The organism is Aristophania sp. ESL1100, from assembly GCF_058511235.1.
In genome coordinates, this window is the sequence record NZ_CP196394.1 from 1,796,171 (window position 1) to 1,821,351 (window position 25,181).

General features: G+C 50.4%; 25 protein-coding genes and 1 tRNA gene. 17 read left to right on the forward strand and 9 right to left on the reverse strand.

Annotated features, from left to right (window positions below):
* Positions 1 to 85: 85 nt before the first annotated feature.
* The 3 genes from ACSYSY_RS08275 to ACSYSY_RS08285 are packed head-to-tail and all read left to right on the forward strand — an operon-like array spanning position 86 to position 4,383.
* Complete coding sequence (locus ACSYSY_RS08275; RefSeq protein ID WP_491707092.1) at positions 86 to 1,393, forward strand: anthranilate synthase component I family protein; 1,308 nt, start codon at positions 86 to 88, stop codon at positions 1,391 to 1,393.
* The gene (locus ACSYSY_RS08280) at positions 1,394 to 2,215 is read left to right on the forward strand and encodes an aminotransferase class IV (protein WP_491707093.1); all 822 of its coding nucleotides are present in this window, start codon (positions 1,394 to 1,396) and stop codon (positions 2,213 to 2,215) included. It abuts the gene before it with no gap.
* A gap of 41 nt (positions 2,216 to 2,256) precedes the next feature.
* Entirely contained in the window at positions 2,257 to 4,383 is a 2,127-nt protein-coding gene (locus ACSYSY_RS08285) for a S9 family peptidase (RefSeq protein WP_491707094.1), read from the forward strand.
* A 31-nt stretch (positions 4,384 to 4,414) separates the two neighbouring features.
* On the opposite strand, the gene ACSYSY_RS08290 is transcribed toward ACSYSY_RS08285, so the two are convergent.
* Complete coding sequence (locus ACSYSY_RS08290) at positions 4,415 to 4,873, reverse strand: hypothetical protein (protein ID WP_491707095.1); 459 nt, start codon at positions 4,871 to 4,873, stop codon at positions 4,415 to 4,417.
* A gap of 185 nt (positions 4,874 to 5,058) precedes the next feature.
* Here ACSYSY_RS08290 and ykgO point away from each other — a divergent pair, with 185 nt between their 5' ends.
* From ykgO to ACSYSY_RS08305, 3 genes are read left to right on the forward strand one after another with little or no spacing between them, the layout of a single operon-like run.
* Positions 5,059 to 5,184, forward strand: coding sequence for a type B 50S ribosomal protein L36 (ykgO, locus tag ACSYSY_RS08295; RefSeq protein WP_489805518.1), 126 nt, complete (start codon positions 5,059 to 5,061; stop codon positions 5,182 to 5,184).
* An 8-nt stretch (positions 5,185 to 5,192) separates the two neighbouring features.
* Positions 5,193 to 5,888 carry a tetratricopeptide repeat protein gene (locus ACSYSY_RS08300; protein ID WP_491707096.1) on the forward strand — a complete coding sequence of 232 codons (696 nt, stop codon included), beginning with the start codon at positions 5,193 to 5,195 and terminating at the stop codon, positions 5,886 to 5,888.
* A gap of 47 nt (positions 5,889 to 5,935) precedes the next feature.
* Positions 5,936 to 6,601, forward strand: a complete 666-nt coding sequence (locus tag ACSYSY_RS08305) for an aspartate/glutamate racemase family protein (protein ID WP_491707097.1) — start codon at positions 5,936 to 5,938, stop codon at positions 6,599 to 6,601.
* On the opposite strand, the gene ACSYSY_RS08310 is transcribed toward ACSYSY_RS08305, so the two are convergent.
* Positions 6,589 to 8,769 carry a TonB-dependent receptor domain-containing protein gene (locus ACSYSY_RS08310; protein ID WP_491707098.1) on the reverse strand — a complete coding sequence of 727 codons (2,181 nt, stop codon included), beginning with the start codon at positions 8,767 to 8,769 and terminating at the stop codon, positions 6,589 to 6,591. The two genes, ACSYSY_RS08305 and ACSYSY_RS08310, sit on opposite strands and share 13 nt — an antisense overlap.
* Before the next feature lie 130 nt (positions 8,770 to 8,899).
* On the opposite strand from ACSYSY_RS08310, the gene ACSYSY_RS08315 reads away from it, so the two are divergent.
* From ACSYSY_RS08315 to ACSYSY_RS08335, 5 genes are all read left to right on the forward strand, one after another.
* Positions 8,900 to 9,835, forward strand: coding sequence for a heme/hemin ABC transporter substrate-binding protein (locus tag ACSYSY_RS08315; RefSeq protein WP_491707099.1), 936 nt, complete (start codon positions 8,900 to 8,902; stop codon positions 9,833 to 9,835).
* The gene (locus tag ACSYSY_RS08320; protein WP_491707100.1) at positions 9,835 to 10,875 is read left to right on the forward strand and encodes a FecCD family ABC transporter permease; all 1,041 of its coding nucleotides are present in this window, start codon (positions 9,835 to 9,837) and stop codon (positions 10,873 to 10,875) included. Before ACSYSY_RS08315 ends, ACSYSY_RS08320 begins: the two co-directional genes overlap by 1 nt.
* Positions 10,872 to 11,741, forward strand: coding sequence for an ATP-binding cassette domain-containing protein (locus tag ACSYSY_RS08325; RefSeq protein ID WP_491707101.1), 870 nt, complete (start codon positions 10,872 to 10,874; stop codon positions 11,739 to 11,741). The genes ACSYSY_RS08320 and ACSYSY_RS08325 overlap by 4 nt, the downstream gene beginning before the upstream one ends.
* On the forward strand, positions 11,698 to 12,009 hold the full coding sequence (hmuQ, locus tag ACSYSY_RS08330) for a heme-degrading protein HmuQ (RefSeq protein ID WP_491707102.1): 312 nt from the start codon (positions 11,698 to 11,700) through the stop codon (positions 12,007 to 12,009). Before ACSYSY_RS08325 ends, hmuQ begins: the two co-directional genes overlap by 44 nt.
* A gap of 280 nt (positions 12,010 to 12,289) precedes the next feature.
* Positions 12,290 to 12,502 (forward strand): hypothetical protein, encoded by a 213-nt coding sequence (locus tag ACSYSY_RS08335; RefSeq protein WP_491707103.1) that lies wholly within the window; start codon positions 12,290 to 12,292, stop codon positions 12,500 to 12,502.
* A gap of 14 nt (positions 12,503 to 12,516) precedes the next feature.
* On the opposite strand, the gene ACSYSY_RS08340 is transcribed toward ACSYSY_RS08335, so the two are convergent.
* The gene (locus ACSYSY_RS08340) at positions 12,517 to 14,775 is read right to left on the reverse strand and encodes a primosomal protein N' (protein ID WP_491708259.1); all 2,259 of its coding nucleotides are present in this window, start codon (positions 14,773 to 14,775) and stop codon (positions 12,517 to 12,519) included.
* Between the two features lie 33 nt (positions 14,776 to 14,808).
* Here ACSYSY_RS08340 and ACSYSY_RS08345 point away from each other — a divergent pair, with 33 nt between their 5' ends.
* Together ACSYSY_RS08345 and ACSYSY_RS08350 are read left to right on the forward strand one after the other, a co-directional pair.
* Complete coding sequence (locus ACSYSY_RS08345; RefSeq protein ID WP_491707104.1) at positions 14,809 to 15,798, forward strand: tyrosine recombinase XerC; 990 nt, start codon at positions 14,809 to 14,811, stop codon at positions 15,796 to 15,798.
* On the forward strand, positions 15,795 to 16,715 hold the full coding sequence (locus tag ACSYSY_RS08350; protein WP_491707105.1) for an aspartyl protease family protein: 921 nt from the start codon (positions 15,795 to 15,797) through the stop codon (positions 16,713 to 16,715). Before ACSYSY_RS08345 ends, ACSYSY_RS08350 begins: the two co-directional genes overlap by 4 nt.
* Before the next feature lie 8 nt (positions 16,716 to 16,723).
* Here ACSYSY_RS08350 and ACSYSY_RS08355 read toward each other — a convergent pair whose 3' ends face one another.
* Complete coding sequence (locus tag ACSYSY_RS08355) at positions 16,724 to 17,341, reverse strand: ankyrin repeat domain-containing protein (protein WP_491707106.1); 618 nt, start codon at positions 17,339 to 17,341, stop codon at positions 16,724 to 16,726.
* An 81-nt stretch (positions 17,342 to 17,422) separates the two neighbouring features.
* Complete coding sequence (locus ACSYSY_RS08360) at positions 17,423 to 19,030, reverse strand: catalase (protein WP_491707107.1); 1,608 nt, start codon at positions 19,028 to 19,030, stop codon at positions 17,423 to 17,425.
* 274 nt (positions 19,031 to 19,304) lie between these two features.
* On the opposite strand from ACSYSY_RS08360, the gene ACSYSY_RS08365 reads away from it, so the two are divergent.
* The 4 genes from ACSYSY_RS08365 to ACSYSY_RS08380 all read left to right on the forward strand — a co-directional run bounded on the left by ACSYSY_RS08365 (position 19,305) and on the right by ACSYSY_RS08380 (position 21,455).
* Positions 19,305 to 19,381: transfer RNA gene (locus ACSYSY_RS08365), tRNA-Asp, on the forward strand.
* A gap of 165 nt (positions 19,382 to 19,546) precedes the next feature.
* Positions 19,547 to 20,188 carry a 7-carboxy-7-deazaguanine synthase gene (gene queE / locus ACSYSY_RS08370; RefSeq protein ID WP_491707108.1) on the forward strand — a complete coding sequence of 214 codons (642 nt, stop codon included), beginning with the start codon at positions 19,547 to 19,549 and terminating at the stop codon, positions 20,186 to 20,188.
* The gene (gene queC, locus ACSYSY_RS08375; RefSeq protein ID WP_491708260.1) at positions 20,185 to 20,904 is read left to right on the forward strand and encodes a 7-cyano-7-deazaguanine synthase QueC; all 720 of its coding nucleotides are present in this window, start codon (positions 20,185 to 20,187) and stop codon (positions 20,902 to 20,904) included. Before queE ends, queC begins: the two co-directional genes overlap by 4 nt.
* A complete protein-coding gene (locus ACSYSY_RS08380) occupies positions 20,901 to 21,455 on the forward strand; it encodes a 6-pyruvoyl trahydropterin synthase family protein (protein WP_491707109.1) in 555 nt (184 codons plus the stop codon). The genes queC and ACSYSY_RS08380 overlap by 4 nt, the downstream gene beginning before the upstream one ends.
* Before the next feature lie 9 nt (positions 21,456 to 21,464).
* On the opposite strand, the gene ACSYSY_RS08385 is transcribed toward ACSYSY_RS08380, so the two are convergent.
* From ACSYSY_RS08385 to xylB, 4 genes are read right to left on the reverse strand one after another with little or no spacing between them, the layout of a single operon-like run.
* Entirely contained in the window at positions 21,465 to 22,007 is a 543-nt protein-coding gene (locus ACSYSY_RS08385; protein ID WP_491707110.1) for an SIS domain-containing protein, read from the reverse strand.
* Positions 22,004 to 23,035, reverse strand: a complete 1,032-nt coding sequence (locus tag ACSYSY_RS08390; protein WP_491707111.1) for an NAD(P)-dependent alcohol dehydrogenase — start codon at positions 23,033 to 23,035, stop codon at positions 22,004 to 22,006. The genes ACSYSY_RS08385 and ACSYSY_RS08390 overlap by 4 nt, the downstream gene beginning before the upstream one ends.
* A 7-nt stretch (positions 23,036 to 23,042) precedes the next feature.
* Positions 23,043 to 23,696, reverse strand: a complete 654-nt coding sequence (locus tag ACSYSY_RS08395; RefSeq protein ID WP_491707112.1) for a beta/alpha barrel domain-containing protein — start codon at positions 23,694 to 23,696, stop codon at positions 23,043 to 23,045.
* Positions 23,693 to 25,174 (reverse strand): xylulokinase, encoded by a 1,482-nt coding sequence (xylB, locus tag ACSYSY_RS08400; RefSeq protein WP_491707113.1) that lies wholly within the window; start codon positions 25,172 to 25,174, stop codon positions 23,693 to 23,695. The genes ACSYSY_RS08395 and xylB overlap by 4 nt, the downstream gene beginning before the upstream one ends.
* Between the last annotated feature and the right edge of the window lie 7 nt (positions 25,175 to 25,181).

A 25,181-nucleotide genomic window follows, 5' to 3' on the forward strand; every position in this document is an offset into this window, starting at 1 on the left:
CCCGTCCCTTCTCCCTTTCCGATAAATCCTCTAAAAGAGCATATTCTGTCTCCATAATTTCCAAATGTTATTAATATAGTCAGCCATGGCCTCTTCTTTTTTCCCATTATTGACTGAACTCCCATGGCATGACCCGGAGCATTATCTTTCATTTCTCTCCGGCAAGGCGGTCGCTTTTCTTGATAGTGGAGGAGATCCTGCTCAGGAACGCCAAAGATGGAGCTATCTCTGCCCACATCCTGTTGCTGTTAAAGAGCTGAGTCAGCAGGACGCCAAAAATTTCCAGTCCATCCTTAGAGATTTCTGGGCGAACTATAAACCGGCACGTTTATTGCAAACCACTCTCCCTTTTACGGGCGGGTTGATCGGGTTTGCCAGTTATGAGGCCGGGCTGGCCTGTGAGGGGATTGCCTCCCGTCATGAAAGTGACGCCCCGGCTTTTCTGGTCATGGCCTGTTATGACCTCTTTATCTTTGACCGATTGGAACAACGTCTCTGGTGGGCCAGTGCTCAGGGCAATCTCCCGCCTGCTCTCCCTGATAAAACCCTTTCCAGCCCCCCTATTCTGCATTTCACCGCTGATGATCCTGAGGCCGACTGGAAAGCCTCTGTGGACGCTGTCAGAAATTTCATTGAAGAAGGCGATATTTTTCAGGCAAATCTGACCATGCGCTGGCAGGCTGAGAGACCGGAAAAGACTGAGTTATCTGCTCTTTACAGAAAATTGCGCCGTGCCTGCCCTGCCCCTTTTGGGGCTTTTCTCAACACACCGGATTTCGGGCTTTTAAGCTGCTCTGTTGAACGTTTTTTATCCCTCACCGCTGAAGGAGTGATAGAAACGCGCCCGATCAAAGGCACAGCGCCTCTTTCCGCAGACCCTGAACATAATCAGACGATCAAGGCAGAGCTGGCCCAAAATGAAAAAGAGCTTGCTGAGAATCTGATGATTACCGACCTGATGCGCCACGATCTGGGGCGCGTCAGTGAACTGGCGTCGGTCCATGTGCCCCAACTTTGCAAAGTGGAGGAATTTGCACATGTGCATCATCTCGTCTCAAGTGTGACAGGACGCTTAAAAGCGGACTATGACGTTTTTGACCTGCTGCATGCAACACTCCCTCCCGGCTCTGTAACCGGCGCGCCAAAGCACCGTGCTCTGGAAATTATTGATGAGCTCGAAAGCTCTTCACGCGGTGCTTATTGTGGCACATTATTTCGCATAGGCTGGGAGGGTGCTATGGATAGCTCCGTCATTATCCGCAGCGTCAGTGCCACGGCAAAACAATTCAGATTAGGGGCCGGAGGGGGGATTACCTGGCCATCACAGGCCCAGGCAGAATATGAGGAAATGCTGCTAAAGGCGGCACCATTATTAAAGGTTCTGGGCACCTAGATGAAGCGCTCTTCAAACCAGATTCCGTTTCTCTGGCTTAATGGTCGGGTAATAGCCGTCAATGAGGCGGCGATTTCTCCCTCTGATCGCGGATTTTTATTGGGAGACGGTCTTTTTGAGACTTTCCGTTTCAATGATGGAAAGGCCCCCCATCTGGCACGCCATTGGGCCAGACTGAACAATGGCTGTGATCTCCTGCGCCTGGAAACGCCTCCCTTTTCCCTGATCGAACAGGCTCTTTCCCAGCTGAGCTCCAGCAATCAGCTTGCTCATGGCTCGGCCAGATTGACGGTCACAAGAGGACCGGGACCACGGGGACTGGTTCCCCCGCCCTCTCCACAGCAGACCCTCATGCTTACCATTAATTCCCTCGCTGAAGAGGAACTGCCCCCTGTCAGAGTGTCTCTCTCCTCCTACAGGCGCGATTCACAATCGGTCTTATCACGTATCAAATCCACCAACGCACTCACTTCCGTTCTTGCGCGTCTTGAAGCTCATGAAAAACAGGCAGAAGATGCCCTTCTTTTAAATGAAAAAGGGACGATTGCCGAGGCAACGGCCTCCAATTTCCTCGCTCTTCTGAACGGTAGGCTCGTGACGCCCTTTATAAAAGACGGCGCCCTTCCAGGGATCAGTCGCCAAAGATTGATCGAGCAGGGCTTATGCCATGAAGCCTCACTGACACCTGAAGATGTATCCTCTCTTGAAGGGGCATGGCTCGTGACATCCCTGAACCTCACACCTATTTGTCAGATCGACACAATCAGGATTCCTGTCTCTTACGACATCACAAGGACATTACGTCACTTTCTTTATGAATAGTGTCTATTGACACTTTATGGAAAAGGACCACATTGCTCCTCATGAACTCTCAGAAAAAACTTCCCACTCCGCCTTTCACCAAACGCGAGCCTGTCACGATTGAACAACTGGGCCGCGTCAGGACAGACCCCTATAGCTGGATGAAAGACGAAAACTGGCAAAAGGTCCTACGTGACCCCACCATTCTGAGAGAGGATATACGGGCCCATCTTCAGGCAGAGAACGCCTATACCAAAGCGGTCCTGGCAGAGACGGAAGCGTTGCAGGAAACGCTTTTTCAGGAAATGTGCGGGCGCCTTTCTCCTCTGGAGGAATCCGTGCCGGTTCCTCACGGCCCCTGGCTTTACGGGATCCGTTATCAGGAAGGGGGGCAGCACCCTCTTCATATCCGCCGTCCACGGGATGGTGGGAAAGAGGAAATCCTTCTCGATGTTGATAAACTGGCAAAACAGCACGCTTATTACAGCCTGGCCGGTGCCGCTCATACTGAAAATCATCGCTATTATATCTATGCCGAAGACGTACAGGGCTCGGAAGTCTATCAGATTCAGGTCAAGGACCTGCAAACAGGAACGCTGTGTGCTGACCCGATAGAAAACACAACAGGCTCTTTTACCATTTCGCCCGATGGGAACTGGATTTTCTGGATCTATCGAGACGATTTCGGCCGCCCATCACGGATTTATCGCCGGCCTTTATTGGGCGGGGAAGATCATCTTGTCTTTGAAGAAACTAACCCGGGCTTTTTCCTTACAATCGGATTAAGCAACTCCAAACAATGGATCATCATTGAGCGGGGCGACCATGATACAAACGAAACGCTCCTCATCCCTGCCCATAATCCTGAGGCTGAGCCTTCTGTTGCCGCTCCTTTAGTGCGAGGTGAGCGTTATAGTTTTACCCACTGGAATGATCGTTTCATTATTCTCACCAATAGCGGTGGTGCTGTTGATTTCAAGCTTATGCAAGCTCCAGATCAGGCTCCGGGACGTGAAAACTGGTCAGAATTTCTGCCCGGGCAGGAAGGTCATTTCCTTCTTGGCGTCTGTGCCGGGAAAGAGCATCTTGCCTGGATTGAACGGTTCGAATGTAACGAAAATCTTTACATTATTTCCACAGAACAGGCACCCACCCCCGGTGCACCCCTGACCGCGTCACTACGTGACCAGGCCCGGAAAGTCAGCTTTGAAGAACCAGCCTATACGTTGAGTCTATTAGGGATTCTGGAATATGAGCGCCCTGTGCTGCGCTACGTTTATCAATCCCCCACGACACCCGCCCATTGGTATGATCTTGATATGCAGACGGGTGAGCGGACTTTGCGCAAGGTCAGGGAAGTCCCCTCCGGTCATGACCCTTCACTTTACGTAACGGAACGCCTTTTTGCACAAGCCCGGGATGGCGCGATGGTGCCTGTAACGATCCTGCGGCATAAAGACACGCCTATAGATGGCTCAGCGCCCCTTCTGCTTTATGGATATGGCTCTTATGGGATATCCATGGAGGCTGCTTTTTCAACCAGTATCCTGAGCCTTGTTAACCGTAAATGGATTTATGCGATTGCGCATATTCGTGGCGGTTCTGAAAAAGGATGGAACTGGTTTCTTGATGGGCGCAAAGAGAAAAAAACCAATAGTTTCACAGATTTTATCGCCTGTGCTCATCACCTGGTGGAAAGAAACTATAGCAGTGCTGGCCATATCGTGGCTCACGGCGGGTCAGCAGGGGGGCTTTTAATGGGGGCTGTTGCCAATATGGCCCCTGAGCTCTTCGCAGGGATTGCCGCCCAGGTTCCTTTTGTTGATGTTCTCAACACCATGTCAGACACGACCCTTCCACTCACGCCACCGGAATGGCCGGAATGGGGAAATCCCCTCACGGACCCTTCAGCTTATGACGTGATTGCCAGCTATTCCCCTTATGACAATATCCGGGCGGTTGCCTACCCGGCTATTTTAGCCATGGGGGGCCTTTCAGACCCACGCGTGACCTATTGGGAACCTGCCAAATGGATTGCACGCCTGAGAGACACCGCTCAGGGTGGGCCCTTTCTCTGCCGGATCAATATGGAAGCCGGACACGGAGGCTCTTCAGGCCGCTTTGAGCGGCTACGTGAGACGGCCCTGGTACAGGCGTTTGCACTCTGGTGTGCTCATAATAAAGTATAACCCACCAGGGTTCTAGAGAGTTCCTGGTCCCCTATTCAGGTTCCTCCTGAAGAAGGGGGCAGGACTGGGTCAATCCGGCATTATCATATTGGTGTTCACGGCACAGAGTATGGGCGTCAGCACCACACATTGTGCTGACATCCATCACGCTGGAGCCAAACACATCCTGCGCAAGCTCAAAATTTGACCTGCTTTCATCAGTGACCTCATCAGCTTCCTTTTTGAGCCGCTTCTGGGCATCACGCATGGCTGAAAGGGCCTGGAGGCAGGCTGTGCTGGCAGCATCAGGCTTCTGCCGTAATACTTTGAGAATCTTGTTAATTTCAGCATTCCCCTGAGAGATTTCCTGCTGACTATCGAGAGAATCGTTTAATTCCGGACCGAAGAAATTCTCTGTTTCAGGATTATTCTGCGCCAGTGCAGGAGTCTTTCCCCCCGAAAACAGAAACGCGAAAGAAGATATCAGTGAAATTATCAAAATTTTACGCATAATCGTCACCATAAAATAAAATCATTCAGGCAGGGAAGGCGTTTTTTATGGTTTTTTCTTGACTCAATACACGCTCTCACGCTATTGGGACCGCACTTATACGGGCTATTCAGCCCTGCTATGTTTGCGTGGGTTGTCTCTATCACAAAGAGATGAGCCTGCTTTTTTGGTTGGGAGCCTGGATCATGAAAATCCGTAATAGCCTTAAGTCCGCTAAGATTCGTGACAAAAACTGCCGCATCGTTCGTCGTCGTGGCCGTGTTTACGTCATCAATAAAAAGAATCCTCGTCTGAAAGCCCGTCAGGGTTAAGACTCTCATTGAGGTCAGACTCGACTTTTCCGGAAAAATTACTGGCTTTTTTTTCGTATAAAGCCGTTATTCCGGTTGTCGTACTGAAACAACGAAAGAAGCCTCTTGCCGTATGGTTTGGGGCTCTTTTTGTATCCACTCTTTTTCTCCCGGCAATTTCCACTTCTCCCCTCTGCGCTGCTCCTCTCCCAACCGCTAAAAAAGAATCCCGGGCAGCGATGCAGAAAAAAGCGCTTCAAGAGACAGAAAAAGCACTCGCTTCCGCTAAAAATGAAGAAGAAACCGAGAAGTTATGGGAAAAAGCCGAAAAACTGCGCCATGCCACATTAGATGGGGCAACACGTTTATTAGTCAAAGCGGCCGGGGAAAAAGAAGAAACAGATGATTTCTCTGCTATGGAGTCTCTGTTTTCAACAGCTCTCAGCCTTCAGCCACAAAACTCGTTCTTAAGACGGCTCCGGGCCTCTGCCCGCCTGAAGGGCAATGACCCGACCGGCGCCGTGCAGGATCTTGCCGTCTCCTTACAGGGTGACCCCGACGACCCCGCAAGCTGGCTGCTTCTGGCAAAGGCCGAAAAAAATCTTCACCAGGATCTCAAAGCCCTCCATGCATTTCGTGAAGTGCTGAAGCGGGTTCCCTTTCTTCCTCAGAAAGAAAAACTGCTCAAACATTTTGAACAATCCGCTTTCGGTCAGGATGACTGACAAAACAGGAAAAGATCACGATGAAAATAATTGGTGTGCTGGGAGGTATGTCTGCGGCCTCTACACAAACTTATTATCGCGAGCTTTGTTCAATCACCCAGAAAAAGCTGGGAGGCCTTCACTCTCCTGAACTTCTTATTCGCTCGCTTGATTTTGCCTCCATTGAATTTTTACAGGCACGTGGAGAATGGAAAGAAGCCGGCATTCTTCTCAATCAGGAAGCAAGAGCGCTGGAAGCTGGTGGGGCCGATTTTATCATCCTTGCAACGAATACAATGCACAAGCTCGCCTCTGCCATGATGGAAGGTGTTTCCATTCCTTTTATTCATATTGCCACCGCAACCGCAGACGCCATTCTCGAAAAAGGACTTAAAAGGCCTGGACTCATCGCAACCGCTTTTACAATGGAACAGAATTTCTACACAGACCTTCTCAAAGAAGCAGACTTAAATCCTGTTCTTCCAGAGCCTGACGAACGCGCCCGAATTCATCAGATCATTTATGAAGAACTTTGCAAAGACATTATAAAACCGCAGAGCCGGAAAGAATTCGAAGAAATTGCACAACATCTTGTCAAAAGAGGGGCTGATTGCCTCATTCTTGGCTGCACTGAAGTCGGAATGCTTCTAAACGACACCAATGTCAGTGTTCCTGTCTTTGATACAACCCTGATTCACTGTCAGGCTGCTTTTAATCTGGCCTATTCTGAATAGGCCAGATTAATTCCACTCATCACGGTTAACCCCTGATTAGGAATGGTGGAAAGTGAACTATTATAATAACGCCTATTGGTTACATTATCCGCACTCGTAAAGATCTGCACTCTTTTGGTAATCTGATACGAGCCGAAAAGGTCAAATACGACGTAACCTCCACGCTCAGTCGCACCATTACGCCCTGTTGGCTGACCGGTTGTCCCTGTAGCGGCTCTTATACGGCCACCTAATTCAAGACGGTTTTTCAATAAATGGACCCCGATCGTAGAAGCCATGACATTTCGTGGCGGTGTCGTAACGATTTGTCCATATCCGGTATAATCATGCTCAGCCAGTTTTGTTGTCGTATTCGTATAAGAGAGTGAACCGAAGAAGAGGCTTGAATCATAGCGTATCTGCCCTTCAAACCCACGTGTATAGCTGTTGCCTGGGATGTTTTTAAAAAGATATCCTGAATTGGGAATAGGTGGAAAGACACCCGGTGTGGCGCCCCCTTTAATCAGAGTCTGCCCGACATAATTCTTGATACGGGTGTCGTAATAATCGACGTCCATTTCTATATGATCGTCCTTGGCGAAAACACTATGGAAATCAAGTTTTGAACCCACTTCCCACCCATAAGTCCGCTCTGGCTGAAGGTATGGATTGGGGACAAATTTTACAAATCCCAACCCGGGATGTGAACCGGAATAAAGTGTCTCTGTTGTTGCAGGAGGGCGAAATCCCAGACCGTAATTACTGTAAAATTGCAGCCCTTTTACCGGAGTGACCGCAAATGTCACTTTGGGACTGACAGCATCTATACTCCGGTTAACGCGGAAGTCCCCTACAGGCATGTCCTCAATACCGGGGAATTCATTATGCCCCTTCCCTGAAAGATGAAACCGGTCATAACGTACAGCACCGGTTAATTGCAGGATTTTCCACCCCATTGTCAGTTCTGTAAAAGCCCCTCCCACCTCTCTGCCTCCACTGGGCGTGGCCCCTGTATAATTTGTGCTGCTCTTTGTATTTACCTGGTCATGATAATATTCGCCCCCATAAGTTAAAGACATATTCACAGGGCCACCTTTAAAACGGGACGTATTATCTATTTCAAACCCTAACGTTGTTAGACCGTAATGAGTTAAGTCAGCGGCAGCTGTTGTGACAGCCTGGAAAGATGGCGTGTAATTGGACATGTTCGTGCTGACAACATATCCCTTTGCATGCAGGGAAACCCATTTATTATCAGACGGTTTATAGGTGTAATCAATGGTGCCGGTATTGTTCTGTACTTCGTCAGAGGTCGGTATTCCTTCAGCCCCCACACCAAACTGGTTATGATAAATCACGGCTCCCAGTTTCAGGATCTGGTCTTCTCCCGGTTTGATGTCAATTTTGAATAAACCTGATTGAAGGCGCTGAAATGTATGGGCCACACGGTCTCCATTTCCATCATCATAATCACCTGAACTTCTCATACTATAAGCCGCTGCGATTCCAATGACATCATTGATACGGCTCCCAAAGCCAATCATTCCGGAGCCGTCATAATTATTTGTCCCTCCAATGCCCCTTATAAGCCCTCCATATTGTTTGCCTCGGTCAACGATATCATCGACATCCAGCGTATGAAGATTCATTTTCCCGCCGATGCTTCCCCCTCCATCAGCGGTGGAAACAGTTCCACGCGTTACGTCCATTCCTCCAAGAAGAGCCGGATCGACATAGACGCTTCCATTCGCGCCATGACCACTTTCCTGAAAATTCTGCCGCGCTCCATCAATCATGACGTTAACGCGCCCGAAATCCTGCATACCCCGCATGGAAACAGACAAAGCGGGCGTTCCGTCATTCTGAAAAAAGACACCCGGTAGATTTTGCAAAATACCGTAAGGTTCAGTCGGCTGGATACGCAGCATTTCCTTGCGTGACACCACAGATGAGGCTTGAGGCACAGTCATGGGGCTGGATTTCCCCATCACTTTTATTGAAGGAAGCTCCAATACCGAATCGGCATCAGACGAGGAAATGGATGGACTCTCAGAGGGAGACAGGCCGCTTGATTGCGCAGTTTCCTGCCCTTCAGACAAAGCGCCACTCCCCCATAAAGACAGGCAGCATAATGTGGCACGAACCGGAATAACCGCAGGTTTTCCCAAGGGAAAAAAGAAATGAGACATGGCTTCATCATCCATTCATGAAGAGAGAAACACCCTCATCTAAATGATAATGATTATCTATTGCAATGCGAATGATTCTCATTTACATAAAAATCATGCAAAAAAGTTCTTCTTTTTCTCGGAGCATTTTATGCGTGAAGTTGTCTCAAAAGGATTCATCTTAAACCGGCGCCAGGTTTCAACACTGGGACTAGGCGCCTTTCTTACGGCGTTATGTCCCATTGCACAGGCCGCAACAACCAACATCATAAAAGACTGCCGGGCCCGCTCCATCACTCTTAAGGACTGGCAGCGCATAGCCGTCATTGGTGGAACAATAACCGAAACACTTTATGAACTTGGCGTTTCCGAACGAATTGCCGGAATTGACAGCACCTCGACGAGACCCTCACAGGCTTTAAAAGAAAAGCCTTCTTTCGGGTATATGCGCGCGCTTTCTCCTGAAGGAATTCTCTCTCTTGAGCCGGACCTGATTCTCGTCAGTAATGATGCCGGTCCTGCCACAACATTGGACCAGCTGATTGCCTCTCACATTCCAGTCTTTTTTATAGAAGCCACCCCCTCTCCCGAAGCGGTGATTCGTCGTACAAAGCTCCTGGCGCGCTTAATGCAAAATCCCCAAAAAGGTGAAGCATTATGCCAGATGATCCAGTCTCAATGGGACACACTGGCACAATGGCGACAAAGCCATAAAAACCCGAAAAAAGTTCTTTTTATCCTTCAGGTTGTCAATGGGCGCCCGCTCGTTGCGGGCCGAAATACAGCGTCTGAGCAGATCATCACACTGGCCGGGGGCGCTCTCATATCCCGCGACATGGAAGGGTATAAAATCTTTAATAGTGAAGCCATCGCAGCTTTAAAACCTGATGTTATTCTCACCATGACCCAGAGCGAAAACGCCGTAAAAACATTAATGGCGCAAGACCCTGCCTTCCAGCTCACACCGGCGGGGAAAAATAAGACTCTCATTGCCATGGAGGGAGAACAGCTTTTAGGGTTCGGCCCTCATACGGCTGAAGCTGCCTTGTCACTCGCCCAGACACTCGATCATTTCCAGGCACTCTGATGGCTGTATTCCGCCCCCGAGCTGCCGTAATAATCCTGCTGCTTCTCATGACACTCATTGTCTCCGCGATCATTTCCTCTTTACTGGGAGCGACAGGATTCACCATCATGAGTGGTCAGAAACACAGCCTGAATCTGTTTGTCATAGAACAGATACGCCTCCCGCGCATTTGTCTTTCTCTTATGGCGGGGGCGGCTCTTGGCCTTTCCGGGACTGTGATGCAGGGATTGTTTCGCAACCCTCTTGCTGATCCGGGTCTTACAGGCGTTTCTTCTGGCGCGGCCTTAGGGGCGACATTATGCATCGTTTTGGAAAGCTCACTGGGTGCTGGAACGGTGTTTCATGAACACCCACTTTATCAGACGCTCTTTCTAAAATGGTCTCTTCCTTTTTCCGGCATAACAGGTGGTTTTATGACAACCGCACTCCTTTATTATGTCTCCAGACGTCAGGAGGGACTTTCAACCACTCTGGTTATTCTTGCAGGAATTGCGATCGGAGCTTTCGCATCTGCCATTACAGGCATTCTGGTTTTTCACGCTGATGACACAGCCTTGCGTGATATCACTTTCTGGAATCTTGGCAGTATGGCAGGCGCAAACTGGTCAAATATTCTGATTTTACTGCCCTGTTTTCTCATCTCAGTGGGACTGATTTTCTCTTTAAGACATACGCTGAACGCTTTCCTGCTTGGTGAAAAAGAAGCCATTCTTCTGGGCCACCCTGTTGAGCGCTTTAAAAAACTGGCCATTTTCAGCGTTGCCCTTGCAACAGGACCCATTGTGTCTTTCGTGGGTGTTATCGGCTTTATTGGCGTCATTGTGCCACACCTTGTGCGCCTTGTGACAGGACCGGATCACCGGACTGTCCTGCCGGCAAGTGCCCTGTCTGGCGCAATACTTCTGTTATGGTCAGATACGGCAGCCCGCCTCATTGCTCCACCAGCTGAAGTCCCTGTCGGTATTATCACAGCGGCCCTGGGGGCTCCCGCTTTCCTCTGGTTACTAACCAGAACCCGCTCCAGGAATTTTGTGTCATGACCCTCATCTTTGAAAACGTATCCTACCGGATCAACAACAATTTCCTGCTTGAAAATATCAGTTTCACGGCAAGTCGTGGCCAGATTATCGCCCTTCTGGGCCCCAATGGAGCCGGGAAAAGCACCTTGCTGGAACTGGCTGGTGGCCTCAAAAGTGCCAGCGTAGGAAAAATAGCATTCAATAATATCGATATCAAAACAATTTCCCCAAAAGCTCTGGCACAAAAACGTGCCTTACTGGCTCAGGAAAGTCTCATAACAGCCTCTTTTTCTGTAACAGAGTTGGTTGGCATGGCTTTCCAAAGCCTTGAGGGGCCTCTTTCAAAACAGACTCAGGATGAATACGTCACAGACATTCTTGAAGCTGTGAATCTCAATTCCAAAAAAGAGCAGGACATACAAACGCTTTCCGGCGGTGAACGACAGCGCGCCCATCTCGCACGTATTTTGCTGCAATTAGACATTAACCGGAAAAAGGAATGTCAGCTCCTCCTGCTTGATGAACCTCTTTCAGCTCAGGACCCTGCCCAGCATCTTCTCGTCTTTTCTCTTGTCAAAAAACATGTCGAAAAAGGAGGGATTGCGCTCATTATTCTCCATGACCTGAATTGGGCTTCCGCCCTTGCAGACCATATAATCCTTCTTCAGAAAGGCCGAATTTACGCCCAGGGACCGCCTCAATCGGTCCTGACAGATGCCATCATCGGCTCTGTCTTCGGGTTACCTTCCTCCATTGTCAAACATCACGAACAAACAAACCGCCCTTATCTCCTCGCTCATGACATGGTCCTCGCCTGTCATGATTTTCAGAAAGGAAGCAAAAATGTACATCGCCATGAATCGTTTCAAGATCGGGCTGGGTCATGAAGAGACTTTTGAACAGAACTGGCTTAACCGGGAAGTTCATCTTAAAAAAATGCCGGGTTTCATCTCCTTCCAGTTTCTCCGGGGAAAAACGACAGACGACCACACTCTTTACGTCTCTCATACAGTCTGGAAAAGTTATGAGGACTTCATAAACTGGACAAACTCAGAAGCATTCAAACTGGCTCACAGCAAGGCTCCCCGCTCTAAAGGCCTGACTGTCGGTCCACCTTGTTTTGAAGGATATGACGTTCTCCAGAACGTCGCATAACCCTTAAAAGTTACAACATTCCGGTAAGGAGGCGGAGTTCTGCCTCCTTACCGGAAAGCAGTCCTCCTAATGAAATCGATACCGAAATAAATTCAGCCAACCAAAGCCCGTCCTCTGACAGGCGTTTTTTTTAAAACCGTTCCTACATTCATCGCACTATAACAAGCCTGTATAGTTAACATCTTATTGTGATTTCATGAATATTTTATAATGATTATTTTAAAGAATCTTATTTATACTATACCTTCGATTCCTATAACGTTTCCGCGCAAGAGGTCGTATGTCATTCAAATTTCAGCATCTTGGCAAAGAGCATAGTCAGAACAGAAAAATCCCTGACGCTTATAAAGTACGGGCCGGGGAAGTCGTCATGACAGGCACGATGCTTCTGGTCATATTCGGCCCTCAGAAATTCAGGCCATGGCTCCGCAATTTTGTGACACTTATCGGCATTGCAGGGGCTGTTATGGGCCTTTTCCGTCGTCGCTCATAAGGTAGGTGTCAGCCTTACATAAAGGACACGGGGTCGATATCAACTGTAATTTTGACCTCACGACTGACTTTAACTCGTTCCAGCCAGTGTCTGATAAGGGGCTGCACAGCGATGTTACGCCGCGTGCGTAACAGCAATCTGCGCCGATGTTGCCCCCGGAACAAAGCCAAAGGCGCAGGGGCCGGACCCAGAATCTGGATAAATTGTCCTTCCGGTGCCTGAAGGGCGAGATCACGGGCAGTCTGATCGGCCAGTTTTTCATGGGGTGAGCTGACAATCAAAGCAGCCAGCCGCCCGTAAGGTGGCCAGAAACCAGGCTTTCTCAAAGCTGCTTCCTGCTGCATATAGCCCTCAAGATCATTACGAATGAGGGCCTGCATGACCGGGTGATCGCCCACATAACTTTGCAGCATGACCCGACCTGGTTTTTCCCCTCTTCCCGCCCGGCCTGAAACCTGGTGCAGCAGCTGCATGGTGCGCTCTCCGGCTCTCAGATCACCACCACCAAGCCCCAAATCCGCGTCAACAACACCCACCAATGTCAGATTCGGGAAATGCCATCCTTTCGCGACAATCTGCGTCCCAATGATAAGATCAACCTCGCCTTCGGAAATCTTCCTGACAGCCTCCTGCGTAGCACCCGGCGTTGTGAGTGTGTCCGAAACCATGGAAAGAATGCGGGCATGTGGGAAACGTTCTTTGGCTTCCTCCTCAATACGCTCCACCCCCGGGCCGATCGGCACAAGACTGTGCTCTGCCTGACATTCCGGGCAATGTGTCGGGATGGGCTGGGTATATTCACAATAATGACAGGCCATTCTCCCACGCGCCCGGTGTTCAACAAGCCAGGCTGTGCAATGCGGGCACTGGAAACGATAACCACAGGCCCGGCACAATGTCAGGGGAGCATAGCCACGGCGGTTGAGAAACAGCATAGCCTGCTCTTTACGGGCAAGGGTTCCCTCAATGGATTCACACAGGAAGGGAGAGAGAAACACGCCACGCTCCGGCCCCTCTTTTTTCATATCAATCAGGCTGATTGCCGGTAATTCTGCACCCCCATGGCGGGCATGAAGTTTTTCGTGGAAATAGCGCCCCTGCTCAACATTCACCACTGTTTCAAGAGAGGGCGTTGCTGAAACCAGGATCACTGGCGCTGACACAAGACGGGCCCTGACAATTGCCATATCACGTCCGTTATAAAGAACCCCTTCCTCCTGTTTGAAAGTGCTTTCATGTTCTTCATCAACAATAATGAGGCCCAGATTGGTAAAAGGCAGGAAGAGAGCCGAACGTGCTCCCACAATGACATCCACGCCCCCTGAAGCCACTCCCTGCCATACCTCCCGGCGTTTTTTGATTCCCAGATCCGAGTGCCAGATGGCAGGCGCCACACCAAAACGTGCTGTGAACCGCTCCACCCATTGGGTTGTCAGCGCAATTTCAGGAAGAAGGACCAGAATCTGTTTTTTCTGCTCCAGCGCTTCTGCCACCGCTTCAAAATAAACCTCGGTTTTCCCCGACCCTGTCATACCTTCAAGCAAGGTCACGCTGAATTCCTGTTTTTTGACACGTTCCCGCAAGATATCAGCACTTTCCTGCTGATCTTCAGATAAAAGAGGGGGATGGAACTGTGCCTCGGGCTTTTTTTCATCCCAAAAGACGTCCAGAGGGACTTCCTTCAAAAGTCCCTGCGTTGCCAGTCCCTTGATAACGGCCGCACTGGCACCACTTTTCTCACTCAAAGACTGGGTCGTTTCTGCCTCAGTAACAGAGGCAATTTCTAAAACAGCACGGCGCGCAGGGGTCAGACGAAATGCGGGGGAAGGCTTGTCAGAAGTCGCAATCCAGCCTGTCACAGGACGGAATCCTCCCGCCAGCGGGACGCGCAAAGCGATTGCCAGAACCATACCGGGGGCGCTCAGCGTGTAGGCTGAAAGCCAGTCGATAAATCTGCGCAAGCTCTCAGGCAATGGCGGAATATGTTCCACAACATGGTCAATTTCTTTCAGGCGCCCAAGCTCAAAAACACGTTCGGGGCTGTCGGGACGGAAATCAACAGGCAGGGCCTCCCGCCAATCCGGGTCCCACACGCACCCCATAATCTCTTTACGGCCAAGAGGGACCTGAACCAATGTCCCGGGCGGCAGAGAACGGGAAAAACAATAATCCAGAGGCTGCGGGAACGGTCTGGGAATCAGGACAGCATGACGAATCCTTTTCCCATCTTCCTTTTTTAGAGTAACATCGGGGCCGGAACTATCTTTTGTCATATTCAAGATTAACCCGCTCTGCTCCAGATTCTCATGACTCTTCAAAATTCTTCGCCCCTCACTTCTGCCTTTACTCTGCTTGAAGCATGGAAGGACTGGCTCGATTTTGACCGACATCTCAGCCCCAAAACAATCATAGCGTACAGTCATGATGGCGTGCAGGCACTCAATTTCTTCCAGAAACATTTAGGCCGTGAACCCACATCTCAGGATCTCAAAAATCTGGAACTTTCTGATTTCAGAAGCTGGCTTGCCTATGAAACACGAAAATCAGAGCAAAAATCAGGTTTGCACCACCATGATAACAAGGGTGGTACAGCCCGCAGTCTGGCGAGGCGCCTCTCTGCCTTGCGTTCCTTCTTCAGCTACCTGAAAAAAGAGCATAACCTCGATCAACAGGCCCTGTTCCAGCTGAATGCCCCCCGTCTGAAACCCCGTCTGCCACGCCCTCTCACGATAGAAGATGCCCAGAAAGCCCCGGAAGGCATTGCCGAGCAGGAACACACACTCCCTATGGCTCTGCGTGATGAAGCTCTTTTCACACTTCTTTATGGGGCGGGCCTTCGTATCAGCGAAGCCTTATCACTCACCATTTCAGACCTGAACCGCTCAGGAGGGGATGTCCTGCTGATTAAGGGAAAAGGCGGGAAGGAACGCTTTGTTCCAGTTTTACCCAAAGTTCGCGAAAGCCTTCATGCCTGGTTAAAGGTTCACCCCTCACCCCTTCCTGCGGAGCCGCTCTTCTGCGGGGCACGAGGGGGCCCTCTTAACCCCGGTGTGGCACAGCGTGCCATGCGGCAATGGCGCAAACTTCAGGGCCTTCCTGATTCTGCAACACCACATGCCCTGCGCCACGCCTTTGCCTCTCATCTTCTGCAGGGAGGGGCTGATTTGCGTGCCATCCAGGAACTTCTGGGACATGCCAGCCTCTCTTCCACACAGATTTATACATTGGCAGATGAACGCCATCTTATGGACGTCTGGCAGAAAGCTCATCCACGCGCTAACGTCAAATCATCATGAATTATCTGCTATTTATGACGGTGCTTCTTGGAAGCCTCCTTTTCTCCTCTGCCAAAGCCGGCACAGTCTGTTCCTTCACCCATATCGCGACTTTGTCTCTGACTGATACGGACTATACCATCACGACAAAGGGGCAGGTTGAGGGCAATGACCTCTCTTTTCTTATTGATACCGGCTCAGAAGGAAGCCTGCTAACCCCTGAAGCTCTGAGACGTTTCACCCTCTCTCCAGATAATACGCTTAAAACCCTTATTTCAGGGCCCGATGGCAGTGGTCATATCGTCCCCAGCCTGACGGTCAATTCGCTTAGCCTCGGCACATTACGTCTGAGAGATCATATTTTCCCCATCGGGGACCTTCCGGGTGCGCCCCTGCTTCATCCCCCTCTGCTCGGGCTGATTGGAATGGATATTCTCGGCCGATATGACCTTGATTTCGATCTGCCTCATAACCTGCTGACTCTCTGGCAGGTTCATCTGGGATCGCAGATGTGCCTGAAGCCACCTCATTGGCAGGTTCAGACTCATGGAAAAAAGAGCGAGATGTTAGCAACGCAGCGCAAGGCAGATCGCTTCCTGATTCCTTTTCAGCTGGATGGTCATGATGGGGTGGCCTTGTTGGATAGCGGCGCCCGCTCCCACATACTGAGCCTTGCTTTTGCCCATAAAATCGGCCTGAGCAATGAAGAGCTGGCTCAGGACCCAGGCGGCTATAGTACGGGAATCGGCTCAAAGGAAAGACGCTATCAGTGGCATAAATTCCGCCAGCTCCGTATCGGCACGGAACTGACTCGTAACCCGGTCCTGACAATCGCCCCGACAGAACCCCATATTGACATGCTTCTCGGCGCGGACTGGTTTAAAACCCACCATATCTGGATTTCCCGGGCGACAGGGCAGGTTTATAGCGATCAATAAGGCTCAGATTAACGGCGCATAAGCCGTTTGGACTGCGCATCCTGCAGGATTTCAACCGTGCTCTGGCTATTCTGCGCTTTTGCCAGACTATAGGCCGTTTCCCCTTTATCGTCCTGAAGCAGGGGGTCTGCCCCGAGCTCAAGTAATGTCCTGACCGTCTCATTGCGCCCGAATAAGGCTGCCATCATCAACGCGGTCTGGCCGGTAAGGTTGGTCGTATCAACCGGGCATCCTGCTTTTGCAAGACGGCGCACAAGAGCGCTCTCTCCCTTGAAAGCCGCCCCCATCAGCGCTGTATTACCTTTATGGTCTTTTCCGCATGGCTTAGCTCCATGAGATAAAAGAAGCTCCACAGTGTCAGGGTGATCGTTATAAGTAGCCAGAATCAGAGCTGTATAACCCTTCTCATCCTGGATATCGGGATTGAAACCCTGTTTGATCAGCCCTTCCAGAATATCATTGCGCCCCTGACGCGCTGCATCAAAATAGATTTCATGCAGATGCCTTACCGTATAGTGCGTTTTCTTCTGCTCTGAAACCGATGATGACGGGGTATCCTGCGTTGCCCCGTAAGACATTGCGGGGACGATCAGTAACAAACTGCTCAAAAGAAAAACCCTGCGCATCCTGGTTTCACTCCTTTCTCATAAACAAAGAAAAACGCCCCCTCTTTATAAAAAGGAAGGGGCGCTTTTATATAAATCAGATTACTGCACCTGAGTCTCTGGAATATGGTCCGCTGCCCTGGCCACTTCACTGACATCCAGATTCAGGGCTTTTGCCAGACGCTCACCATAGGTTTTATCGGAACGATAAATGTAAGACGTAAAGCGCACCTGGGTTTCATGACTTTTGATCATCTTCATGTCACTTGCCAGATTATACACCACTTCCCCTTGCTCATAGGGAGAAAGATTACGATACACCTGCCCCGTCTGTGCAAAATCATCTGTAGGATGAATGGCCTGTTTCAACACCACTCCTGAAACCGGGTAGCGACTAAGATTATTCGGGTCACTCTGCGGGGCTTCAGCGCGTATAATGCCCATTCCTGGGTTTGTCTCGTCAATTGTAGCACCCGGGTCATCATAGCGGCTCGTTGGCTGGTAATTAACGTGCCCTTTCCGGGGACGGATGCTCATAATCCCGTCCTGATGGCTGTTCTTTATCTCAACATGCGGGCGGTTAATCGGCAAGTCCTGATAATTCACACCCAATCTGTAGCGCTGGGTATCAGAATAGGAAAACAGGCGCCCCTGAAGCATTTTGTCTGGTGAGGGCTCAATGCCAGGTACCATGACCCCGGGTGAGAAGGCTGCCTGTTCCGTATCCTGAAAGAAATTATCCGGCATTCTGTTGAGTTCCATCGTGCCGATTTTCTTTTCAGGCACACCCATCCATTCCTTTGTAGCATCAAAGGCATCATATGGCAGGGCAGCGGCTTCTTTCGGTGTCAGAACCTGCACATAAAGATCCCATTTCGGGAAATTACCTTCCCCAATGGCCTGATAGAGGTCTTTTGTCGCATAATTTGTGTCAGCGGCATGAGTGGCTTTCAGGTCCATCCCTTTAACACCCTGCTGGCTGACCCAGTGAAATTTTACAAAATGCGTCTCACCTTTGGCGTTAATAACGCGGAAAGCATGAACGCCCTGACCGTCCATATGACGGTAATTAATCGGCATCCCGTATTTGTCAGAGTAAATATAGGTCAGCATATGCACTGACTCTGGCGCATTGGAGAAGAAATCAAACTGGTTATTCATATCCTGCATATTGGTTACAGGATCAGGCTTCAGAGCATGGACGAAATCCGGGAATTTGATGGCATCACGGATAAAGAAAACCGGCAGATTAATACCGACCAGATCCCAGTTTCCCTCGCTTGTGTAGAATTTCGTCGCAAAACCGCGTGGGTCCCGCGCCGCTTCAGGAGAGCCACGGTAATTCATAACCGTGGAGAAACGGACAAAGGTCGGCGTTTTCACACCATCTTTAAACACAGCCGCTTTTGAGAACTCAGTGAAAGCGCCATTGGAAACAAAATAACCATGAGCCCCTACGCCGCGCGCATGCACGACGCGCTCGGGAATACGTTCATGATCAAAATGAGCTATTTTTTCAATAAGAGCAAAATCTTCCAGAACCACAGGGCCGTCCTGTCCGGCCGTTTTGGAATTCTGGTTATCAATTGTTATGGCCCCTGAATCCTGCCGAATCATGGGGGTATGAGTTGAGGGCGCCATGGACGTCCCGGCTAATGCTGTTGACATGAGTAAAGGAAAGGAAAGTAAGGACATAAAACTCTTTTTCATGAGTATCTCCTTCAGGTTTTTATTATGATACGGTTTAAGGCTACCCTACTTCCAACTGAGAGAAAAAATTGATATCCCTCATCATAATTAAAGGTATTACCTATCAGTAACTATCATAAAATAAAAAAAATTAATAAATCATCAAATCAGTTCTTAAGAGAAAGATCAGAAAAATTTAAAAAATACATTTTCCCTCTTGCCAGACACTTAAGGGACTGTTAGATGAACGCCACCCACTAAGGGACACACTCTCTGAAAATGAGATTGTTACAAAGCGGGTGTAGCTCAGTTGGTTAGAGCGCCGGCCTGTCACGCCGGAGGTCGCGGGTTCGAGCCCCGTCACTCGCGCCACCTTATCATTGAGGTGGCTGCAGAAATCATAAAAAAAAGCCCTAGAATTTTTCGCTGTGACCTTGGAACCAGACACCGCATTTCCGCGAATATGCGCTCTTTAATTTCCCATAAAGATAAAAAATTTCTTGCATCTGATAACAGACTCGACGACATCTCAGATCTATGTCTTATGCTGTGAAGGAAATATTCGCCACTCTGCAAGGAGAGGGCGCTCATACTGGCCGTGCTGCAATTTTCTGCCGCTTTACCGGATGCAATCTCTGGTCCGGCCGTGAGGAAGATCGCGCCCGGGCCTCTTGCTCGTTTTGTGATACTGATTTTATCGGAATTGATGGGCCAGGGGGCGGCCGATTTGAAACGGCCTCGTCTCTCGCCAGGGCCATCAATCATTGCTGGGAATGCGAATCCTCCTCTTCCACAGAGCGTTACGTCGTTTTTACGGGAGGGGAACCCCTCCTCCAGCTTGATACCCTCCTTATCCGGGCCATAAAGGCCTATGGCTTTACAGTCGCAGTGGAAACGAACGGTACGATCAGAGCCCCTGAAGGGATAGACTGGTTGTGCGTCAGCCCGAAACCCGGCCTGCCTCTCGTGCAGATGACGGGGTCAGAATTAAAGCTGGTTTATCCGCAAAAAGACCTGCCTCCCTCTCTTTTCGAACAGCTTGATTTTTCGCATTTCTGGCTTCAACCCAAAGATGGCCCGCAACGTGCAGAGGCAACCTCACGTGCTGTACGCTATTGTCAGGCGCATCCCCAATGGCGGCTCAGCCTGCAAACCCACAAACTGATCGGCATCCCATGACAGACTCAGCTCGTTCTGCAAATCATAAAGCCCTGGTCTTATTTTCAGGTGGTCAGGATTCAGCGAGCTGTCTTGCATGGGCCTTGACCCGGTTTGAACATGTTGAAACCGTTGGTTTTGCCTATGGCCAGCGCCACGCCATAGAACTGGAATGTCGTGACACGCTGAGACGTGAGATAAGCGCATTACTCCCGGGAGCGGTGCAGAAACTCGGGGAAGATCACATGATCGACCTCGCAAGTCTTGGCGCTCTGTCAGAAACCTCTCTCACGCGAGAGACAGAGATTAATCTCAATGAGAACGGACTCCCTTCGACTTTTGTTCCCGGGCGCAACCTTATTTTCCTGACCTTTGCCGCTGCTCTGGCTTACAGGCGTGGTCTGAAACATATCATTACCGGCGTGTGCGAAACTGATTACTCCGGTTATCCCGATTGCCGGGATGATACGATCAAGGCATTACAGGTTGCCCTTAACCTCGGTATGGATCAGCGTTTTGTTCTGCACACGCCTCTTATGTGGCTGGACAAGGCCCAGACCTGGCAAGTTTGTGATCAGATTGGAGGCCATGAACTGGTGGAAATTATCCGCCGGGACAGCCATTCATGCTATAAAGGGGACCGCACGCACAATCATGAGTGGGGATATGGTTGTGGAGACTGCCCTGCCTGTCAACTCCGTGCGGAAGGCTGGCGTCGTTATCAGGAGAGTTTATGATAAACGGACCTCATCCCGAACTCGTTTTTACCAGACGCTTCAGCATGGCTCATCGTCTGATTTCAGGATGTAGTGAACGTTGCGCCACCCCGCACGGACATAATGAATATGTAACGGTTACACTCGGGGCTGGTAAGAATAATACGCATAAGCGTCTCGACGGCCATAGCAATATGCTTCTCCCCTTTGCCGAGGCAAAAGGGCGCTGGCACCGCTTTATTGATGAACGGATTGACCACGCTTTCCAGCTTTCTGACTCTGATCCTCTGCTGGACTGGTTCCAACAAAATGAACCACAAAGACTTGACCGCATCATCGTCACGCCCGGCGACCCTACAACAGAAATCATGGCTGCTCTGCTCATGGCAAAACTGAATGCGTTTCTACGTGAACAAGGCGATAAGCTTGCTTTGCAGGGCCTTGAACTCCGTGAAACCCCGACCAACGCTGTACGCCTCTCCGGGGATCCTCTTGCCTATCTCCCCGGTTCCGACCCGTCAGCAGACTGCCATTGGTGGAACAGGGCCGACGACACAATTTCAGACTTTTAGGGCTCTGCCTTACTGCAAATTTGTATGGCGCTCGCTCATTGCAGCATACATAGCCGGGTCCTGCCTCGTTAATGCCAGCACAAGCCCGTCAAGCGTCAGCAAAGAAGCCTGCTCAAAAAGACTGCCCCCAAACTGGCAGCTCTCCTTTACTGGGATCTCAATCAGGAGATCCGCCATGTGAGCCAGAGTGCTTTCAGCCTCACGTGTGAGAACTAACACGATTGCCCCTTCTGCTCGTGCCAATCGGGCAAAATGCCGCGTAACCGGTGTTTCTCCCGAGCCGGAAATAATGAGAAGGCCATCATCTTCCCTGATGGAGGGGGCCGTTGCCTCCCCCACCATATGAGATTCATAGCCTAAATGCATAAAGCGCATCGCCGCCATCTGAGCGACAAGCCCTGAACGCCCCTGCCCTGTAAAAAACCAGCGGCGGCCGGGAACTTCCAACAAAGCCAGAGCCTGAGAGAATTGTTCCGGGTTTACATGAGACATCACGCCGGACAATTCATCATAAAGCGCGGCGACACTCCGGATTGTCACAGTCTCTTTCATAAAGTCACGATCACTTTGGTTGAGGTCGGTTTCTGCGACTCTTTTAACGCGTCCTCAACATGTTCCAGGTCAAAGCGCGCTGTCACCATAGAGGCCAGATCAACCTGTTTTGAGGCAACAAGATGGGCTGCTAATGGCCACGTATCTGTATAGCGGAAAACACCTGTCAAACTGATTTCCCTCACCTGAATGGTGGAAACAGGCAGCATCATCTCATCGCCCCCCATCCCGACAAGCACGACATATCCAGCACCGCGCACAGCAAAAATGCCAGACTGCACAGCTTTGGGGGAACCGGAACAGTCAATAAAGGCATCAACGCCTAATTCAGCAACACTCTCCCTGGCAGGATCTATGGTCCTCGTCGCCCCATAATGCATGATTTTTTCACGGCGTTCCGGTTGCAGGTCTGAAACAATAATCTCTGCCGCACCAAAGGCACGAGCTGCCTGCACAGTCAGGGTGCCAATCGGGCCGGCCCCGGCAATCAGGACACGCGATCCCGGCACAATATGTGCTTTACGACAGGCCCAGATCCCCACTGACAGAGGTTCCAGCAACGCCCCTTCCTCATCTGATACCTTATCGGAAATCGGGTGGGCAAAAGAATCCTGTATCGTCACATAGTCCTGGAAAGCACCATCGATCGGTGGTGTGGCATAAAACTCCATATGGGGGCAGAGATTATAGCGCCCTGCCCGGCACTGAAAGCAGGTGCCACAAGCCCGTTGTGGTTCAATCGCAACGCGCTGCCCCAGCCGGCTCTCTGACACATTGCGCCCAACACCCACAATACGACCTGAAACCTCATGGCCCAGTACGAGGGGTTTTTTGACGATAAAGTCGCCAATCCGTCCATGTTGATAATAATGAACGTCAGAGCCACAAACGCTTACCGCACTGACTTTAATGAGGACCTGATCATCATCAGGCACAGGAACAGGGCGTTCCTCAAGCTGTATTTTCTGCGGCCCTGTCAGAACAGAGGCTCTCATTTTAGAAGGGATTGATTCACATGTTTTAAACATAAAACCCTCACAAAATTGAAGAAACACGATTAAAAAGAGAGCGACCTATCACAAGGTCGGTCGCTCCAGCCGCAATGACGGAAGCCAGACGGTCCTCTGTCACTCCTCCATCCACACCAACAGTCAGACCATGGAGAGACGCTTCATGGACCTTTGCAAGCAGCGCCCAATCGGCCTGCTGTTTTGTCCCGGGTGGAATCAGCATAATCAACACCCCTTCAAGAAGAGGTAGAAAAGCCTTGCAGGAAATAAGAGAGGTCTCAGGCGAAACCGCTAACCACGGTTCTTTTCCCGCCTTACGTATTGTCTGGATAATGGCCGCGGGATCCCGCACCCCTTCAAAAGGGAAAATAATCTTTCTGACCTTAAGCTGACAAAGCCTATCCAGAAAATGAAGCGCTCCCGCGGTTAAAAGATGAACATCGATAACGTTCTCAGAGTCCTGACCCAGCGTCTGAATCTCTCCAAGGGTTATCCCCTGAGTTTCATCAGCAAAAATATCCGCATGCAAAATCACTTTTGCCCGCGATAAGTCACGCGCCATGAGCGTTCTCTGGTCATGCGGAACAGCATAGAGGCTTCCACTCAATGACACTCCGGGGAAAGCCTGAACTTTCTTTACAAACGAATCATTTAAAGAGATTTCCGGGCTTTCTTTCATGTCATCATTCCATCAAAGCCCGTCCAGTCAGCAGCCACCATGTAACGTTTCATGAGTTCATCCCGGCAGGACGCATTTGAGGAGGGAGATGCAGCATGATCAAATCGTGGCGCCCAGTGACGTCTCATCTGCGTAACCGGAATCTTTTTAACAATTGAGGCTGCCTGAATGGCCGCTCCACGCGCTGTGGCTTCATCGGCATCTACCGGGTCAGCCATAAAAACGTCACGCCCGGTAAAATCTGCAAGAATTTGCCTGTAAGCAGGGGAACGCCCTCCCCCGCCTGTGATGAGAACCCGCTGATCGGTGTGGATTCCTGCCTTATTCATAAGCATTTCACCCCTGAACAAGGCCGACAAAACCCCTTCATACGCTGCACGAGCCAGATCAGCACGGGACGTGTAAGAGGTCAGGCCCGCCATCATCCCATGGGCAATCGGGCGATTTGGCGTACGTTCCCCATCCAGAAACGTCACAAAGGAAGGGGCTGAAAGAGGACTTGCTTCCAGAGCCATGCGGCTTAATTCTTCATGCGTGACATTCAGTAAGGACGCCATCCAATCCGTCACACGCGCCGCATTCAGCGTTGATATAAGGGGAGCAAACCCTCCCGCACAGTCAGCAACCCCATTGACCAGGCCGGTTTTATCAAAAACCGGCTCCAGAGACGCTGTGAAAACAACACCTGATGTCGCGATGGTATAAACGACATCACCCGGTTCCACAGCCAGCCCCAAAGCTGCGGTGTGTTGATCTCCCCCTCCAGGGCCAATAAGAACGTCCGGGCGTAAATTAAGAGCGTCTGCCGTTTCAGCTGTGATGGTTCCAGCACAGTCTTCCGGCCCCAGAACCTCTGGCAACATCGCTGCCCAGTCACGATCAGGATCAATCAGGGCAAGATATTCCAGAACGTAACGATTTTCCCGAGCGCTCCAATATCCTGTACCTGAGGCATCGGAACGATCTGTCACATGACGCCCGCAAAGCCTGAAGGTCAACCAGTCATGAGGAAGACAGATACGCCTTAAGCGGGCAAAATTCTCCGGTTCATTCTCCGCCAGCCAGGCAATCTTCCCGATAGTAAACGCCGCCGTAGGCAGAGAACCGACTGTTTCAATCCAGGCTTGAGCCCCGATTTTATCCCGTAATTTCTGAAGTTGCGGAGCACTTTGCGTGTCGTTCCACAATTTGGCAGGACGGATCACCTGGTTTTGCTCATCAAGAGCCACCATCCCGTGACATTGTGCCCCAACAGAAATCGCCACTATATCCCGCCGGTTCTGACCGGACGCTTCTATAGCGCCATGAAGGGCCTTCTCAAAAGCATGCCACCATTCATGGGGGTCCTGCTCACTACAGGGGGCATGAGCTGGCGAATGAGGCGCTGATCCGCGCCCCATTAACCGGCCAGTTTCAAGCTCTCGCAGCTCCACCTTACATGACTGGGTTGAACTATCGACACCGACAATAAGAGCCATATAATTT